Below are 17,200 nucleotides of genomic sequence, written 5' to 3' on the forward strand. Positions count from 1 at the left end.
GAAAATCATGATAGCAATCAGAACCCTGCTGACCCTGACCCTGCTGCTGGGGGTAGCGTATCCGCTGGTCGTCACCGGGCTGGCCCAGCTGCTCTTCCCCTGGCAGGCCAACGGCAGCCTGCTCACCAACGCCAAACAGCAGGTGGTCGGCAGCGCCCTGCTGGCACAGAAGTTCGAGCGGGCCGACTACTTCCACTCCCGCCCCTCCGCCAGCGATTTCGCCACCATAGGTGGCGGCGGAAGCAACCTGGGGATGAGCTCGCCCCTTCGGGCCGAGTTTGCCGCAGCTGCGGTCAGGGCGCAGCCGGAAGCCAGGGTCCCCGCCCTGCTGACCCGCTCCGCCTCCGGCCTCGATCCCCATCTGCCCCTCGATGCAGCGCTGGCCCAGGTGGATAGGGTCGCCGGGCAACGGGGGCTGGATCCCGTTCAGTTGACGGAGCAGGTCAAGTCGGCGGCACAAGCTGGTATCCTTGGCCCGCAGGTGGTCAACATTCTCCAGTTGAACCTGCAACTCGATCATCAAAAGGGCGCCTGAGGGCGCTCCTTGCCGTTCGGGAAGGCTCCCTTTCGACAACGGGGACAAGCATGAGCAATGAGGTCACGGCCGCAGTTCGGCCGATGCAACGGGAGCACGGGGATGCGTGATGAAGTGAGGGCGGACGCCCTGCTGGCGAGCCTGGAGCAGGAGCACAGGGGCAAGCTGAAGGTGTTTCTCGGCGCGGCCCCCGGCGTCGGCAAGACCTACGCCATGCTGCAAGCGGTGCGGGAGCAGGCCAGGGAGGGAGTCGACATCCTGATCGGGGTGGTGGAGACCCACGGCCGCCAGGAGACCCTGGCCCTGCTCGACAAGCTCGCCATCCAGCCGCGCAAGCTTCACCTGCACCGCCAGCAGCGACTGGAGGAGATGGATCTGGACGGTCTGCTGGCGCGAAAACCCGCCATCGCCGTGGTGGACGAGCTGGCCCACAGCAACGCCTCCGGCAGCCGCCACGAGAAGCGCTGGCAGGATGTGGAGGAGTTGCTCGGTGCCGGCATCGATGTCTACACCACCCTCAACGTGCAGCACCTGGAGAGCCTCAACGATCTGGTGTGGCAGCTGACCGGGGTCAGGGTCAAGGAGACCCTGCCGGATCAGGTGCTGCTGGAGGCCGACAGCCTGGTGCTGATAGACCTCCCCCCCAAGGAGCTGCTCGGCCGCCTCAAGGAGGGCAAGGTCTATGTGCCCCACCAGGCCAAGGCCGCCCTGCAGTCCTTCTTCTCCCTCAACAACCTGACCGCCCTGCGGGAGCTGGCAATGCAGACCGCCGCCAGCCACGTGGAGGGGGATCTGCAGTTGCAGTGGCAGGCGGCCGGCAAGACCACCTTGCCGCTGCGGGGCAAGCTGATGGTCTGCATCGGGGATGAGCACGGCGCCGCCCTGGTGCGTTACGGCCACCGCTTCGCCCAGCGCAGGCAACTGCCCTGGCTGGTGGCGCACATCGACAGCAAGGGGCAGCGCTCCCCCGAGCTGGAGCAGGCGCTGGCCCTCGCCTCCCAGCTGGGGGCCAGGGTGCTGACCCTCTCCAGCCCGGCCGTGGCCGATGCCCTGCTGGAAACCGCCGAACAGCAGCAGGTCTCCCAATTGCTGCTCGGCAAATCCCGCAACCCGCCCTGGCGTCGATCCCTGGTACAGCACCTGCTCAAACAGGCGCAGGGATTCGAGATCACGCTGGTGGATACCGAGAAGCGCAAGCCCGGCCTGACCCTGCCTACGGCAGGCCCGGGTGAGCTTCGCCAGAGCCTGCTCGCGGTGGCCATCATGGGGGGGACCTCGGCCGTGGTCTGGGCCCTCTCCCACTGGCTGCCCCCCGCCTCCCTGCCCATGCTGTTCGTGCTGGGGGTGCTGGCCACCGCGCTCACCACCAGCCTGGTCCCCGCCATCCTGGCCGCCGTGCTGGGCTTCGTCGGCCACAATCTGCTGTTCACCTTCCCCTACTTCTCCCTGAGCGTGGCCAGCCACAGCGACCTGCTCACCCTGTTCGTGCTGCTCATCGTCGGCATCGCGGCCGGGCGCCTCGCCTCCCGCCAGCGTCAGCAACTGGTCAGTCTGCGCGAGACCCAGCAGCTCGGTAACGCCCTGCTCTCCCTGAGCCAGGGGCTGGCCACCGCCAGCAGCCCGGTGGACGTGCTGAGACAGGGAACCCAGGCCATCGCCCTCGCCCTTGGGCAGCCCGTGTTCGCGCTCGATGGGGATTACCAGTACCGGGCCGGTGACACCCAGACCGGGCCGGGCCAGACAGACAAGGCCGCCATTGATTGGTGCCTGGCCCAGAAACAGAGTGCCGGTGCCCATACCGCCACCCTCAACGCCGCCGAGGCCCAGTATCATCACCTCGGCGATGACCTGGTGCTGGGCATCCGGCTGGCCAGCCCGCTCACCTCCGCCGCCGAGCACCAGCTGCAGGCCCTGCTCACCGATATCCGCGCCGCCCTGGCGCGGATCGATCTCAACGAGCGGCTGGCGGACAGCCAGTTGCAGGCGGAGACCGACCGGATGCGCGCCGCCCTGCTCTCCTCGGTCTCCCACGACCTGAAGACGCCGCTGGCCACCATCATGGGGGCCGGCAGCACCCTGCTGGAATACGGGGACCGGATAAGTGCGGAGGACCGCATCGAACTGCTGCACTCGGTGCAGGACGAGGCGCGCCGCCTGCACGGCTATGTGCAGAACCTGCTGGACATGACCCGCATCGGCTCACCGGACTTCCAGTTGAAACGGGACTGGGTCGACCTGGCGGACCTGGTGGAGAGCGCCCGCCGCCGGCTCGACTCCTCCTGGCGCCAGCACAAGCTGCTGGTGCACTTCGATCAGCAGATCCCCCGGCTCTATGTGCACGGCGCCCTGATCGAGCAGGTGCTGGTCAACATACTCGACAACGCCTCCCGCTACTCACCGGCCGGCACCCCCATCGAGTTCAAGGTGATGCTGGCGGACCCCGACCTCATCATCGACATCATCGATATCGGGGTCGGCATCGCCGAGTCGGATCGGGACAAGATCTTCAACCTCTTCTACACCCAGCCGGTCGGCGACTGCGGCAGCCGCGGCACCGGGCTTGGCCTCGCCATTTCCCGCGCTATGATAGAGGTCCACGGCGGCCGTATCTGGGCATTCGCCGGCCCCAACGGCAACGGCACCTGCATGCGCATCTCCCTGCCGCTGGCCCTCAACGCACCGGCGGCCTGATGGTCGCCGCCCTTTTCAATCAGCAAACGGGAGGCTGAATGGCTCACATACTGGTCATCGACGATGAGGCGGCCATCCGCCGTTTTTTGCGGATCAGCCTGATCGCCGAGGGACATCAGGTGAGCGAGGCGGTCGGCGTCACCGAGGGGATGGCGCAGTATCGCCACCTCAACCCCGACCTGGTGATCCTGGATCTGGGCCTGCCGGATGGCGATGGTATCCAAATCCTGCACGCCATCCGCGAGCACCACGCCAATCCCGTGCTGGTGCTCTCGGCGCGGGACTCCGAGCAGGAGAAGGTGCGGCTGCTGGATGCGGGGGCCAACGACTACATGAGCAAGCCGTTCGGCGTCGGGGAGATGATGGCCCGTATCCGGGTGCTGCTGCGCCAGCGAGTCGGTGCCACCAGCGGCGAGTGTCGACACTTCCCCCACTGTGGCCTGACCCTGGATAGCAACAGCCACAAGGTGACCCTGCAGGGCGAGGAGATCCCCCTCTCCCGCAAGGAGTTCGCCCTGTTGCAGGCGCTGGTGTGCCACCCCGGCAAGCTGGTGCAACAGACCCAGCTGCTCATCGACATCTGGGGACCGAGCCACAAGGAGGACACTCACTACCTGCGCATCGTCATCGCCAGCCTGCGCAAGAAGCTGGGAGATAACCCCCAGCAACCCACCCTGATCGAAACTGAAGCCGGCATCGGCTACCGTTTTATCGGCAGCTGATGTTTCACGTGGAACGACGCCAACCGCAGCACAGGGCCAGCAGACCGCATCCCCCGAGCAGCAGCCCGAGATCCTGCAAGCTGGCGGCAACCGCCAACCCCAGGCTGAGCAACAGGTAGTAACCGAGCCCGAACAGGGCCCCGGCACTGCCCGCCACCTCCCGATAGGCCAGCAGCGCCTGGCTCAGCACATTGGGGATAGCCAGCCCGAACGCGATCACCACTCCCGTCATGGGCAGCAGAAACCAGAGCGATGCCTGACTGGCCCACACCAGCCAACCCGAACCCAGCGCCAGCACGGCGGCGAGCCGTATTAACGAGGCAGGCGTCCAGCCACGGCCCAGCAGACGCTTGTTGAGCAGGCTGCCCACCAGGGTCGCCAGCGCCAGCACGATGCCGGAGTAACCAAATTCCCCCGCGCTCAACCCCAGACTGGCAAACAGAAACGGCGCCAGGCTGTAGTAGCCGAACAGCATGGTGTTGAACAGGGCGACCAGGGCGGCGCTGCGCCACAAGCCGGTATCACGCACCATCCGGCAGGCCAGTGGCCAGAGTGCGACCCTTTGGGTGGTGGCCGGGCGGGTTTCCGGCAGTTGCCAGCAAGCCATCAGCAACAAGCCAATTGCCAGCGCCAGCAGGGCGCCGAATACCCCGAGATAACCCAAGCCATCAGCCAGCAGGCCACCGCTCACCAGCCCCAGCACAGGACTCAGGGAGAGCGCGATGCCCATCACCGAAAAGACCCGCGCCAGATCGCTGCCCTGATAGCTGTCGCGCAGCATGGTCTGGGTCACCACGGAACCCACGGCGGCGCCGAAGGCCGCGATGACCCGGGCCAGCAGCAGGGTTTCAAATTGAGTAGCCAGCAACGCCAGCAGGGTGCCGGCGCCATAGGTCAGCAACCCCGCCAGCATGGCGGGACGCCGCCCGATGAGATCGCACAGTCGGCCCCAGCAGACCACGCCCGCCGCAAACGCCAGAAAATAGACCGACAGGGTCTGGGACGCCTTCCACTCGCTCACCCGAAACTCAGTGGCGATATGGGTCAGCACCGGCCTGTAGATGGTCTCCACTATCTGGGGAAACATCATCAATCCGACCACCAGCCAGCGCGGTGGCAACCTGTTGTTCATGACACACCTCCTTCACAAGAGGTCGCCATTCTAGAGAGGGATAACATGTCCGATTACAATAAGGCGGACTATAAATAGCAAGAATCGGACACATGGCCTTTATTCTTCCCGATCACCCCTTTGATCCGGACCAGCACGACGGCAGCGCCATCGGTATTGCCGCCGCCCTCGGCTGGCACGACTCCGGCCGCCATCAGCACCAGCGCCACCAGCTGCTGTTCGCCCAGGCAGGCTGCATGACCATAGAGCTGGACGATCAGGTCTGCCTGCTGCCGCCGACGCGAGCGGCCTGGTTGCCAGCAGGTCTGCCCCACCGGGTGTTGATGCGCGGGGTAGTGGCCTATCGCTCCCTCTACTTCCAGCCGGAGCCCGCGTTGCCAAACGAGATGGCGGTGCTGGCGGTCAACCCGCTGCTGCGGGAGATCATCGAGCGGATGGCGCTCTGGCCCTGGGACAAGCCGGAAGCAGAGCAAACCTGCACACTGGCATTATTGAAAGAAGAGCTGGCGCAAGCGCCGCGGAAATCCTGGCAGTTGCCGCTGCCGTCAGACGGACGTCTGACCGGCTGGCTGCAGGAGATAAAGCGGGGTGACACCCTGCCCGATCGGCTCAACCGGCTGGCCGAACGGGTGGGTGCCAGTGACAAGACCATAGGCCGCATCTTCATGCGGGAGACCGGCATGAGCTACCAGGCCTGGCGCCAGCAGTGGCGACTGCTGCGGGCCATGGAACTGCTGGCCGAAGCCGAGCCCATCAGCCGGGTGGCCGCTGCCCTGGAGTTCGCCAGCGACAGCGCCTTCATCGCCTTCTTCAGGCAGCACACGGGGCAGACCCCCTTGCGCTACCTCAGCTCTCGGGATGAGTCGCATCGGCCGAGCTCGCCTCCACCACCAGGGTCTCCAGGGCCAGCGGCTTGAGGTTGTGGATGGCCTCTGCCACCACGTCATGGGAAGCCTGCTGCTGCAAGGCCAGCATCTCCTGCTGCAGGGCGGCGCTGTCCAGCTCGGGTCTGGGGTTCTCGGCGGCCATGGCATTCAGGCTCAGGCTGCTGGCAATCAGGGTAGCGATCAGGATCTTCATCTGGCGTGCTCCGGTGTGGTTGAGATGACCACATAACTATTCCAATAGTTGTGCCAGATTTATAACAACATGATTTTATTGATATAAATGATTTTTTGATGCTACCACCCCCCTTCCTGAATCGAATATTGGTTATTTTAAAACCTATAAATGGTTTTTTTTACCACCTCCATCATGGCAACCCTGTTCCACGTGAAACGCCCCGTTTTTTTGATCGACACCCGCTTTTGAAGTGAGCTATGGTGCTAGCTCCCCCCTTAACTGACTCTGGATTTGCCACCGAATGGAATTCTCCTTGTTCGGCGAGAAGTTCACTCGCCACGCCGGTATTACCCAACTCATGGACGACCTCAATCAAGGGCTGCTGAATCCCGACGCCATCATGCTGGGAGGCGGCAATCCGGCCCCCATCCCCGCCATGCTGGAACGCTTTCAGGCCGAGGCCAATACCCTGCTCGACAACGGCGAACTGATCAAGGCCATGGCCAACTACGATGGCCCCCAGGGCAAGGACAGGTTCACCAAGGCGCTGGCGACCCTGCTCAGCAAGGAGCTGGGCTGGGAGATCTCCGCCCGCAACATCGCCCTGACCAATGGCAGCCAGAACGCCTTCTTCTATCTGTTCAACCTGCTGGCCGGCGAGTTCGCCGACGGTCGCAAGAAGAAGGTGCTGTTCCCCCTGGCCCCCGAATACATCGGCTATGCCGACTCGGCCCTCTCGTACGATCATTTCGTCGCCTACAAGCCCACCATCGAGAAGCTGCCCGACGGCCAGTTCAAATACCACGTGGATTTCGAGAGCCTGCAGGTGGGCGACGACATCGGGGTGATCTGTGTCTCCCGGCCGACCAACCCCACCGGCAACGTGCTCACCGACGAGGAGATCGAGCACCTCGATCAGATCGCCCGTGACAAGGGGATCCCGCTGCTCATCGACAATGCCTACGGCGTGCCCTTCCCCGGCATCATCTTCAGCGACGCCAAGCCGTTCTGGAACGCCAACACCATCCTCTGCATGAGCCTCTCCAAGCTCGGCCTGCCGGGCACCCGTTGCGGCATCGTCATCGCCGACGAGAAGATCATCCGGGCCATCACCAACCTGAGCGGCATCATCAATCTGGCGCCGGGCAGCCTGGGTCCGGCCATCACCATTCCGATGATCGAGAGCGGTGACATCATCACCCTGAGCGAACAGGTGGTGAAACCCTTCTACCAGCAGAAAGCCACCTTCGCGGTCCAGCTGCTGCGCGAGGCCATTCCGGATCCGCGCTTCCACATCCACAAGCCGGAGGGAGCCCTCTTCCTCTGGCTCTGGTTCGAAAACCTGCCGATCCACTGCCAGGAGCTGTATGAGCGACTGAAGGCGAAGAACCTGCTGATCGTGCCCGGCCACTACTTCTTCCCCGGCATCGACGACCCCGAGTGGCGCCACAGCCAGGAGTGCATCCGCCTCAACTATGCCCAGAGCGAAGATCTGGTGCGTCGCGGCATCGCCATCCTGGCCGACGAGATCAACGCCCTCTACGCCGGTTGATTCCCCCTTCGGCATGAAAAAAAGAGGCCTGCAGATGCAGGCCTCTTTTCTATCAGGTGGTCAGCGATGTTGTTTAACCGGGCAGTGCCAGCTGATCGGGTTTGCCGATGGGGATGGCACGGGGCTTGAGCGCTTCCGGCAGCTCCCGGGCCAGCTCTATGGTCAGCAGACCGTGCTCCAGCCTGGCCCCCTGCACTTCCACGTGCTGGCTCAGCTTGAAGGCGAGCTCGAAGTCCCGCTCGGCGATCCCCTGATGGAGGAACTGGCGCTCGCCCATGGTGGCGACCTTGCGCCCCTTCACCTTGAGGGTACCGTTTTCGGTCTCCAGCTCCAGCTCATTGCGATCGAAACCGGCCACGGCAACCGTGATGAGGTAGCTGTCGTCATCCCGCTTTTCGATGTTGTACGGGGGGTAGGCCGAGGTCTTCTGATCGAACAGGCCTTCCAGCTCGCGGGCCATCCGCTCGAAGCCGACGGCATTGGAATAGAGATGAGAAAAATCGAGGTTACGCATGATCCTATCCTTCTATAAAGCAACAGGGTTTACTCTCCACGGGCCCGCCATCGGCACCCGGGAAACATCAGCAATGCAACGAGGTCAGGCTGTCAGCCGTTGATCTCGATCTTGCGGGGCTTCATCGCCTCGGGCACTTCGCGCACCAGGTCGATGTGCAGCAGACCGTTCTTCAGGTCGGCCCCCTTCACCCGCACATAGTCGGCCAGCTGGAAGCGACGCTCGAAGCCGCGTTCGGCGATCCCCTGATAGAGGTAGTTGCGCTCGGTGTCGGCCTGCTTGCTGCCCTTCACCGTCAGCAGATTTTCCTGGAAGCTCAGCTCCAGCTCTTCCTGGGTAAAGCCCGCCACCGCCATGCTGATGCGGTAGTCGCTGTCACCCAGCTGCTCGATGTTGTAGGGGGGATAGCCGGCATTGCCATTGCTGGCGGCAGATTCGATGAGAGTGGCCAGACGATCGAAACCGATGGCAGAACGATAGAGCGGAGAAAAGTCGATAGAACGCATAGTATTACCCTCTTGTGAGCGATAACGGATTGTTTGCCCTCCTGATGGACGGGCGCCTGGTCGAAACCTCTGTCGAGCGTTCCGGCCTTGTTATCTATATAGGGGCCAACATTTGGCTTTCAAGGGGTAAAAACAAAAGAAATGCAGGCCATCAAAAATGGCCCGATTAGATCGATAATAGGCCTGCGGGCCACTCATGATCCGTCCCTCATCCCTCCATACTGGCCGTGTCCCCAACGAGAAACCGGAGCACGCCATGAAGATTACCCAGGTTCGCAACGCCACCCTGCTCATCCACTACGCAGGAACCCGCTTCCTCATCGACCCCATGCTGGCCCCCAAGGGGAGCTACCCCGGCTTCGAAGGCATGGCCAACAGCCATCTTCGCAACCCCCTGGTCGAGCTGCCGCTGCCCATGGCGACCCTGCTGGAGGTGGATGCGGTGATCGTCACCCATGACCATCTGGATCACTGGGACGATGTCGCGAAAGCGAAGATCCCCAAGCACCTTCCCCTGTTCGTGCAGCATCAAAAAGATGCCGACACCATGAGGGGATGCGGCTTCGAGGATGTGCGCCTGCTGGGCGAGGTCGGCGAGTTCGCCGGCATCCGCCTGCAACAGACGGAAGGCCGACACGGCAGCGATACCATCATGGCCCTGCTGGGGGATCGCCTTGGCGAGGTCAGCGGAGTGGTCTTCTCCCATCCCGCCGAAAAGACCCTCTATCTGGCCGGCGACACCGTCTGGAATGCCCAGGTTGAACAAGCGCTGCACCGGCACCAACCCGAGGTTGTCGTCCTCAACTGCGGTGATGCCCAGGTGACGGGTCTGGGCGCCATCATCATGGGCAAGGAGGATGTGGCCGCCGTCTATCAGGCCGCCCCGCAGGCCACCCTGATCGCCAGCCACATGGAGGCGGTCAATCATGCCCTGCTGTCCCGGCGGGAGCTGCGCGACTACCTGGACAGCCAGGGGATGGCCGCCCGGGTAAGGGTGCCCGAGGATGGCGACACCATGGTGCTCTGAGCGGGGGGCCGGGCACCACATGGCTCTTCGGCTTTCTGTTGCTGCCCCGTATGATGGGGATCCGAGTGCAAAGGAGTTTGCCACCATGCCCCGTCCCCTCATCGTCGCCGTCATCACCTTCGATCGCTTCAGCCCCTTTCACTGCTCGGTGCCCTGCCTCATCTTTGGCGACAAGATGATGCCGGGCCAGTCGTTGTTCGAGCTGAGACTCTGCGCCGGGGATGACACGCGACAACCCGCCTCCTCCCAGGGCTTTCGCATGGAGGCCGACTATGGCCTGGAGGGTCTGCTGGAGGCGGATATCATCATCATCCCCTTCTGGCGCGATCCGGCCGAGCGCCCCGCCCAACCCCTGCTCGATGCCCTGGTTGCCGCCCGGATCAGGGGAGCCCAGATCGTGGGGCTCTGTCTCGGCACCTATGTGCTGGCCTATGCCGGCCTGCTGGACGGGCGCGGTGCAGCCACCCACTGGGAATTTGAACAGGAGTTCGTCCAGCGCTTCCCCCGGGTGCGGCTCGATACCAATGCCCTCTACGTCGACGACGACGGGCTCATCACCTCGGCTGGCACCGCCGTCAGCCTGGACTGCTGCCTCTATCTGGTTCGCCAGCATCACGGCAGCCAGATTGCCAACAAGCTGGCCAGGCGGCTGGTGGTGCCTCCCCACCGGGAGGGTGGCCAGGCCCAGTTCATCGAGCAGCCGGTACCCGCCTCCACCCGGGATGCCAGGATCAACCAGCTGTTCGATCACCTGCGCCTGCACCTGGCCGCGCCCCACACCCTGGACAGCCTGGCGGAACATTGCATGATGAGCCGACGCACCTTTAGCCGCCGCTTCCAGCTCGCCACCGGTCTCTCCCTCGGGGAGTGGCTGATGGCGGAGCGTCTGCGCCGCAGCCAGACGCTGCTGGAGTCCAGCTCCCACACCGTGGAACGCATCGCCGAACTGGTGGGGCTCGGATCTGCCACCATATTGCGCAAGCACTTTCGCGCCCGCTTCGGAGTGTCGCCGCGGGAGTGGCGCCGCACCTTTCGCGGTGACAGAGTCTAGGTCCCACATGTTTCACGTGGAACGCGCCCTTTTCCTTGCCCCAGAAAACAAAAAGCCGCTCACGAGGAGCGGCTTTTGATGGTTGTCGGACCGTCTGTTAGACGTCGAGGTTGGCAACCCGCAGGGCGTTGGTCTCGATGAAGTCGCGACGGGGCTCTACGGCGTCACCCATCAGGGTGGAGAAGAGCTGGTCGGCGCCGACTGCGTCGTCGATGGTGACGCGTAGCATGCGACGGGCTTCCGGATCCATGGTGGTTTCCCACAACTGCTCCGGGTTCATCTCCCCTAGCCCTTTATAGCGCTGGATGTAGATGCCACGCTTGCCTTCGCCCATCAGCCACTCGACCGCTTCAACGAAGCTGGCGACCGGCTTCACCTTCTCGCCACGCTTGATGTAACCGCCTTCCTCGATCAGGTTGGCGATCTCCTTGCCCAGGGAGACCAGCTGACGGTACTCGGAGGATTGCAGGAAGTCGTAGCTCAGCGGATATTCACGGTCGACCCCGTGCTGGCGTACCACGGCGTGGGGCACGAACAGGCTGCGCTCCTCGTCGCGGCGTACCTGCATCTGGTACTGGATACCGTGGTTGCTCTCGTTGAGCACGGCTTCCATGCTCTGGCACCAGGTCTGCAGATCGCTCTCGCTGGCCAGCAGGGTTTCGTTCAACTCAGGCTGATAGATCAGCTGGGTCAGCACGGCTTCCGGGGCGCGGCGGGACATGCGGGTGATGAGGTGAGTCACGGAGCGATGCTGGTTGACCAGACGCTCCAGCGCCTCGCCACCGATGGCCGGGGCAGACTCGTTGACGTGCAGGGTCGCACCGTCCAGCGCCATGGCGGTCTGGTACTGCAACAATGCGTCTTCGTCTTTCAGGTACTGCTCCTGCTTGCCCTTCTTCACCTTGTAGAGCGGCGGCTGGGCGATGAAGACATAGCCACGCTCGATGATTTCCGGCATCTGACGATAGAAGAAAGTCAGCAGCAGGGTACGGATGTGCGCACCATCGACGTCCGCATCCGTCATGATGATGATGTTGTGATAGCGCAGCTTGTCCGGGTTGTACTCGTCGCGACCGATGCCACAGCCCAGAGCGGTGATCAGGGTACCCACCTCCTGGGAGGAGATCATCTTGTCGAAACGGGCCTTCTCCACGTTCAGGATCTTGCCCTTGAGGGGCAGGATGGCCTGGTTCTTCCGGTTGCGACCCTGCTTGGCGGAGCCACCAGCAGAGTCCCCTTCCACGATGTAGAGTTCGGAGAGCGCCGGGTCTTTCTCCTGACAGTCCGCCAGCTTGCCGGGCAGACCGGCGATATCCAGCGCGCCCTTGCGGCGGGTCAGTTCGCGGGCCTTGCGGGCCGCTTCGCGGGCACGGGCCGCATCGATGATCTTGTTGACCACGATCTTGGCGTCGCCCGGGTTTTCCAGCAGGAAGTCCGCCAGCTTCTCACCCATCGCCTGTTCCACGGCGGTCTTCACCTCGGACGAGACCAGCTTGTCCTTGGTCTGGGAGGAGAACTTGGGATCAGGCACCTTGACGGAGATAACGGCAATCAGACCTTCACGGACGTCGTCACCACTGGCGGCGGACTTGGCCTTCTTGCTGTAGTCCTCCTTGTCCATGTAGTTGTTCAGCGTCCGGGTCAACGCGGTACGGAAGCCCACCAGGTGGGTACCGCCATCCCGCTGCGGAATGTTGTTGGTGAAGCAGTAGACCCCTTCTTGATAGGCGTCGTTCCACTGCATGGCGACTTCGACACCGATGCCGTCCTGCTCAGTGGTGAAGTGGAACACCTTGGGGTGGATCGGGGTCTTGTTCTGGTTCAGGTACTCGACGAAGGCCTTGATGCCCCCTTCGTAGCAGAAGTGCGCCTCGCGGCCGTCACGCTCGTCCATCAGACGGATGGAGACGCCGGAGTTGAGGAAGGATAGCTCGCGCAGACGCTTGGCCAGGATCTCGTAGTGGAACAGGGTGTCGCTGAAGATGGTCGGGCTCGGCCAGAAGCGGACTTCGGTCCCGGTACCGGTGCTGTCACCAATCTGCTTGAGGGGTGCCTGCGGCTCGCCCAGGTGATAGGTCTGCTCGTAGACATGACCGTTGCGGCGGATGGTCAGCAGCAGCTTGTCGGAAAGCGCGTTTACCACGGAGACGCCCACACCGTGCAGACCGCCGGACACCTTGTAGGAGTTGTCATCGAATTTGCCGCCGGCGTGCAGCACGGTCATGATGACTTCGGCGGCGGAGCGGCCCTCTTCCGGGTGGATGTCCACCGGAATGCCGCGACCGTTGTCGCGCACGGAGACGGAGCCGTCGGAATGGATCTTGACCTGGATATCGGAGCAGTAGCCAGCCAGAGCCTCGTCGATGGAGTTGTCGACGACCTCGAACACCATGTGGTGCAGGCCCGATCCATCGTCCGTATCGCCGATATACATCCCCGGGCGCTTGCGGACCGCATCCAGGCCCTTGAGCACCTTGATATTCGAGGAGTCGTAAGTATTTTCACTCATAGCTTACTCTCTGCCTTCTCTAACGTTTCGGAGATCTTGCCTTGTTCCACGTGGAACAGCTTGCAGTCACTCGCATCCATCATGTCTGCGAGCTGACCGGTATCGATGGCGGTGATGAACACCTGGGACGCGCACTGCTTCAGCCTTGCGGCCAGCAGACGACGTTTGTCGACATCCAGTTCAGAGGCAAAATCATCAATTAAAAAAATACAGCCGCGGCTGCTATGTTGATTCAAATAGAGCCCTTGGGCCAGCCGCATGGCACAGACCAGCAACTTCAGCTGACCCCTGGACAAAATATCCTGCGCGGGCACGCCGTTCGCCTTGAGCCGCACGTCCGCCTTCTGCGGACCGACCCCAGTGTACCCCAGCGAACGATCCCGTTCGAACCCCGCCTCCAGCAATGCGTCGAGGGGAGTGTCTTTTTCCCAGCCTCGATAGAATCCAAGACTGATATCGAACTCCGGCAGAAAATCTGCCGTCATCTCCTTGATCAGGGGTGTAATGGCCTGACAATAACTGGCGCGAAAACCCGCCAGCTCGCCACCCAGTCGCACCAGCTCCTGATCCCAGAACGCCAGTTGACGATACTGGGTGCTCTGGCGCAGCAAGGCATTGCGCTGCTTCAGCAGCCGACGCACCCGCCCCCAGAGGGAGAAGAAGGTCGGCTCCTGATGGAAAACACCCCAGTCGAGCCAGGCACGGCGGGCCTGGGGCCCACCGGTCAGCAGGCTGAAACCATCGGGGTGGATCAACTGTACCGGCAACAGCTCCGCCAGATCGGCCAGGCGCTGGGCCTGGGCACCGGCGATCTTGAGCTGGGTTTCGCCCCCCTTGTCCTTGGCAAGCCCGATGGGCACCTGACGCCCCTCCAGCTCGCACTGGGCAAACAGGGTAAAGGCCCGCTCGCCCTGGCGGATGACCCGCCCGGTCAAATGGGTACGAAACGAGCGGCCGAGACCAAGGTAATGAATGGCTTCCAGCACGCTGGTCTTGCCGCTGCCGTTGCTCCCGACCAGGATATTGAGGCCGGGAGACAGCGCGAGACTGGCGTGCTGAATGTTGCGAAAGTCGCTGAGCTGGAGTTTGACCAGGGACACGACTAGATCCGCATCGGCATCACCACATACTGGGCATCTTGGTTCTCAAAATCCTCAATAATGGCGCTGCTGATGGAATCGCTCAGGCTGATCCGGATTTGGTCACATTTTAACGTATTCAACACGTCCAGCACATAGGAGACGTTGAAGCCGATCTCCATCTCGCCAGCGGCGTATTGTACGTCAAGCAGCTCTTCGGCTTCTTCCTGTTCCGGGTTGTTGGCGGTGATGCGCAGCAGGTTTTCCTGCAGATTGAGACGCACCCCACGGAATTTCTCGTTGGAGAGGATGGCGGCACGGGCAAAGGCCTGGCGCAGATCCTCGCGACCGGCGATCAGGGCCTTGTCACTCCCCCGGGGGATGACGCGGCGCCAGTCCGGGAAACGGCCATCCACCAGCTTGGAGGTGAAAATGAAGCCATCCAGGGCGGCGCGCAGGTTGCTGCGGCCCACTTGCAGCCGTACCGGCTTGTCTTCCGCTTCCAGCAGGCGCACCAGCTCCAGCACCCCTTTGCGCGGCAGGATGACCTGATGATCGGGCAGCGATTCCCCCACCACTTCGCGGCGGCAGGTGGCCAGCCGGTGACCGTCCGTCGCCACGGTACGCAGGCCGTGTCCTTCGCTCTCGAACAGCATGCCGTTCAGGTAGTAGCGCACGTCCTGGCTCGCCATGGAGAACTGGGTCGCGTCGATGAGTTTTTTCAGCTCCAGCTGGCTGATGTCGAACTCGAGCACGGATTCCCAATCCTCGATGTTCGGGTATTCGGTCGCCGGCAGGGTCGACAGGTTGAAGCGGGAGCGGCCGGAACGGATGATGAGGCGCTCTCCCTCGGTGCTGAGACGGATCTCCGCCCCCTCCGGCAGACCGCGACAGATGTCCAGCAGCTTGCGCGCCGGCACTGTGGTGCGGCCATCCTGGCTGTCGCTGTTGAGATAGACCTGTCCGATCATCTCCACCTCGAGATCGGTCCCGGTCAGCGACAGCAGGCCATTGCTGACATCGAGCAGGACGTTGCCGAGGATGGGCAGGGTCGGCCGGCCACCCAGGGCACCGGACACCAGTTGCAGGGGACGTAACAGGGCCTCACGGCTAATTTCGAGCTGCATCTGTGCTCTCCGTTGTTATTGGGAGGAAAGGATTCGGATCAGGCTGGAACATGCAATCTGCATCTGTGCACTCCGTTCCGTTATCAGGAAGAAAGGGTACGGATCAGGTTGGAATAATCTTCCTTGATGTCGTGACTCTCTTCCTTCAGCTGCTCGATCTTGCGGCAGGCATGAAGAACCGTGGTGTGGTCACGGCCACCAAAGGCATCCCCTATCTCAGGCAAGCTGTGGTTGGTCAGCTCCTTGGCCAGCGCCATCGCCAGCTGGCGCGGGCGGGCAACGGAGCGGGAGCGACGCTTGGAGAGCAGATCCGCCAGCTTGATCTTGTAATACTCCGCCACCGTCTTCTGGATGTTGTCGATGGTGACCAGCTTCTCCTGCAAGGCCAGCAGATCGCGCAGCGCCTCGCGCACGAAGTCGATGTTGATGGCGCGGCCGGTGAAGTTGGCGTTGGCGATCACCCGGTTGAGGGCACCTTCCAGTTCACGGACGTTGGAGCGAAGCCGTTTGGCGATGAAAAAGGCCACTTCGTCCGGCAGATGGATCTGGTTCTCGTCCGCCTTGCGCATCAAGATGGCAACCCGGGTCTCCAGCTCCGGCGGCTCGATCGCCACAGTGAGTCCCCAGCCGAAGCGGGACTTGAGACGATCTTCCACCCCGTTGATCTCTTTCGGATAACGGTCCGAGGTCAGAATGATCTGCTGGTTGCCTTCAAGCAGGGCGTTGAAGGTGTGGAAGAACTCCTCCTGGGAGCGCTCCTTGTTGGCGAAGAACTGGATGTCATCGATGAGCAGGGCATCGACGCTACGGTAATAACGCTTGAACTCTTCAATGGCGTTATTCTGCAGCGCCTTCACCATGTCCTGCACGAACCGTTCGGAGTGCATGTAGATGACTTTGGCGTCTTTCTTGCGATCCTTGATGGCATTGCCAACGGCGTGCAGCAGGTGAGTCTTGCCAAGGCCAGTGCCGCCATAGAGGAACAGCGGGTTGTAGGCACCACCCGGATTGTCGGCCACCTGACGGGCGGCCGCACGGGCCAGCTGGTTGGACTTACCCTCGACGAAATTCTCGAAGGTATAGTTCACGTTGGTGTTGCTCTTGTGGTTTGGCTCGGGCTTGTTTTCGGCCTTGTTTTCCCAGCTCTTGGGAGAGTTATTCACAGGATCGACACCACGGGCCGGCGCCCTGGCGACCGCGACGGGATGAGGGCGATTGCCGATATCAAAACGCAGGGTGGGAGCGTCGGCTCCGCACAGCTCGTTGATGATGCCGTTGACCCGGAGCAGGTACTTGTCGCGTACCCAGTCCAGAACAAAGCGGTTCGGTGCATACAGGGTCAGAGTATTGTCACTCAACTCCGCTTGAAGCGGCCGGATCCACATGCTGAATTCTGCCGAGGGCAACTCATCTTGCAGCCGGTTAAGGCACTGCTGCCATAGCGAAGCAGTCACTCTAGACTCCCGTCAATTGATTAAGTAAAGACCGGCTATTCTACGTTTTTAGTGGCCGGATCTCCAGTTGCTGCCGCACGGATCCAGCAAATAAGATCCTTGACTTTCAAGGATCCAACGCCCCAGGATCCCATTTCATCCCCAAAGTTACCCACAGCCGGATATCGGCAATGTGGACAGAATGGCGCGCTGCAACCATAGTTATTTTATATAACCAAATATCATTTATTTTTTATATT

General features: G+C 62.3%; 15 protein-coding genes. 7 read left to right on the top strand and 8 right to left on the bottom strand.

Annotation, left to right across the window (positions count from 1 at the left end; all coding sequences use genetic code 11):
- Window positions 1-7 precede the first annotated feature (7 nt).
- From kdpC to PG892_RS06420, 3 genes are all read left to right on the top strand, one after another.
- The gene (gene kdpC / locus PG892_RS06410; protein WP_210556339.1) at window positions 8-535 is read left to right on the top strand and encodes a K(+)-transporting ATPase subunit C; all 528 of its coding nucleotides are present in this window, start codon (window positions 8-10) and stop codon (window positions 533-535) included.
- Between the two features lie 102 nt (window positions 536-637).
- A complete protein-coding gene (locus tag PG892_RS06415) occupies window positions 638-3,226 on the top strand; it encodes a sensor histidine kinase (protein ID WP_210556341.1) in 2,589 nt (862 codons plus the stop codon).
- Window positions 3,227-3,264: 38 nt separating this feature from the next.
- Window positions 3,265-3,948, top strand: a complete 684-nt coding sequence (locus PG892_RS06420) for a response regulator (RefSeq protein ID WP_210556343.1) — start codon at window positions 3,265-3,267, stop codon at window positions 3,946-3,948.
- 4 nt (window positions 3,949-3,952) lie between these two features.
- Here the strand turns inward: PG892_RS06420 and PG892_RS06425 are convergent, their stop codons facing one another.
- The gene (locus PG892_RS06425) at window positions 3,953-5,080 is read right to left on the bottom strand and encodes a multidrug effflux MFS transporter (protein ID WP_264787090.1); all 1,128 of its coding nucleotides are present in this window, start codon (window positions 5,078-5,080) and stop codon (window positions 3,953-3,955) included.
- Between the two features lie 92 nt (window positions 5,081-5,172).
- Between PG892_RS06425 and PG892_RS06430 the strand changes: the two genes are divergently transcribed.
- Window positions 5,173-5,997, top strand: coding sequence for an AraC family transcriptional regulator (locus PG892_RS06430; protein WP_270825244.1), 825 nt, complete (start codon window positions 5,173-5,175; stop codon window positions 5,995-5,997).
- Here PG892_RS06430 and PG892_RS06435 read toward each other — a convergent pair.
- On the bottom strand, window positions 5,927-6,160 hold the full coding sequence (locus PG892_RS06435; RefSeq protein ID WP_041214189.1) for a hypothetical protein: 234 nt from the start codon (window positions 6,158-6,160) through the stop codon (window positions 5,927-5,929). The two genes, PG892_RS06430 and PG892_RS06435, sit on opposite strands and share 71 nt — an antisense overlap.
- A 283-nt stretch (window positions 6,161-6,443) precedes the next feature.
- On the opposite strand from PG892_RS06435, the gene PG892_RS06440 reads away from it, so the two are divergent.
- Window positions 6,444-7,694: a valine--pyruvate transaminase gene (locus PG892_RS06440; RefSeq protein ID WP_210556352.1), complete on the top strand. Its 1,251-nt coding sequence runs from the start codon at window positions 6,444-6,446 to the stop codon at window positions 7,692-7,694.
- Window positions 7,695-7,767: 73 nt separating this feature from the next.
- On the opposite strand, the gene PG892_RS06445 is transcribed toward PG892_RS06440, so the two are convergent.
- Together PG892_RS06445 and PG892_RS06450 are read right to left on the bottom strand one after the other, a co-directional pair.
- Window positions 7,768-8,208 carry an Hsp20 family protein gene (locus PG892_RS06445; RefSeq protein WP_119197098.1) on the bottom strand — a complete coding sequence of 147 codons (441 nt, stop codon included), beginning with the start codon at window positions 8,206-8,208 and terminating at the stop codon, window positions 7,768-7,770.
- Window positions 8,209-8,300: 92 nt separating this feature from the next.
- Window positions 8,301-8,714, bottom strand: coding sequence for an Hsp20 family protein (locus PG892_RS06450; protein ID WP_010672291.1), 414 nt, complete (start codon window positions 8,712-8,714; stop codon window positions 8,301-8,303).
- A gap of 256 nt (window positions 8,715-8,970) precedes the next feature.
- Here PG892_RS06450 and PG892_RS06455 point away from each other — a divergent pair, with 256 nt between their 5' ends.
- Together PG892_RS06455 and PG892_RS06460 are read left to right on the top strand one after the other, a co-directional pair.
- The gene (locus PG892_RS06455; protein WP_039040649.1) at window positions 8,971-9,741 is read left to right on the top strand and encodes an MBL fold metallo-hydrolase; all 771 of its coding nucleotides are present in this window, start codon (window positions 8,971-8,973) and stop codon (window positions 9,739-9,741) included.
- An 85-nt stretch (window positions 9,742-9,826) separates the two neighbouring features.
- Complete coding sequence (locus tag PG892_RS06460; protein ID WP_270825245.1) at window positions 9,827-10,792, top strand: GlxA family transcriptional regulator; 966 nt, start codon at window positions 9,827-9,829, stop codon at window positions 10,790-10,792.
- 97 nt (window positions 10,793-10,889) lie between these two features.
- Here the strand turns inward: PG892_RS06460 and gyrB are convergent, their stop codons facing one another.
- The 4 genes from gyrB to dnaA form a co-directional block, all read right to left on the bottom strand.
- Entirely contained in the window at window positions 10,890-13,301 is a 2,412-nt protein-coding gene (gyrB, locus tag PG892_RS06465) for a DNA topoisomerase (ATP-hydrolyzing) subunit B (protein WP_010672288.1), read from the bottom strand.
- Window positions 13,298-14,401 carry a DNA replication/repair protein RecF gene (recF, locus tag PG892_RS06470; RefSeq protein ID WP_010672287.1) on the bottom strand — a complete coding sequence of 368 codons (1,104 nt, stop codon included), beginning with the start codon at window positions 14,399-14,401 and terminating at the stop codon, window positions 13,298-13,300. Before recF ends, gyrB begins: the two co-directional genes overlap by 4 nt.
- A 2-nt stretch (window positions 14,402-14,403) precedes the next feature.
- On the bottom strand, window positions 14,404-15,507 hold the full coding sequence (gene dnaN / locus PG892_RS06475) for a DNA polymerase III subunit beta (RefSeq protein WP_039040646.1): 1,104 nt from the start codon (window positions 15,505-15,507) through the stop codon (window positions 14,404-14,406).
- 83 nt (window positions 15,508-15,590) lie between these two features.
- Window positions 15,591-16,961: a chromosomal replication initiator protein DnaA gene (dnaA, locus tag PG892_RS06480; RefSeq protein WP_039040645.1), complete on the bottom strand. Its 1,371-nt coding sequence runs from the start codon at window positions 16,959-16,961 to the stop codon at window positions 15,591-15,593.
- Window positions 16,962-17,200 lie beyond the last annotated feature (239 nt).

This window comes from Aeromonas sp. QDB68, assembly GCF_027707405.1.
Lineage (GTDB): Bacteria > Pseudomonadota > Gammaproteobacteria > Enterobacterales > Aeromonadaceae > Aeromonas > Aeromonas caviae.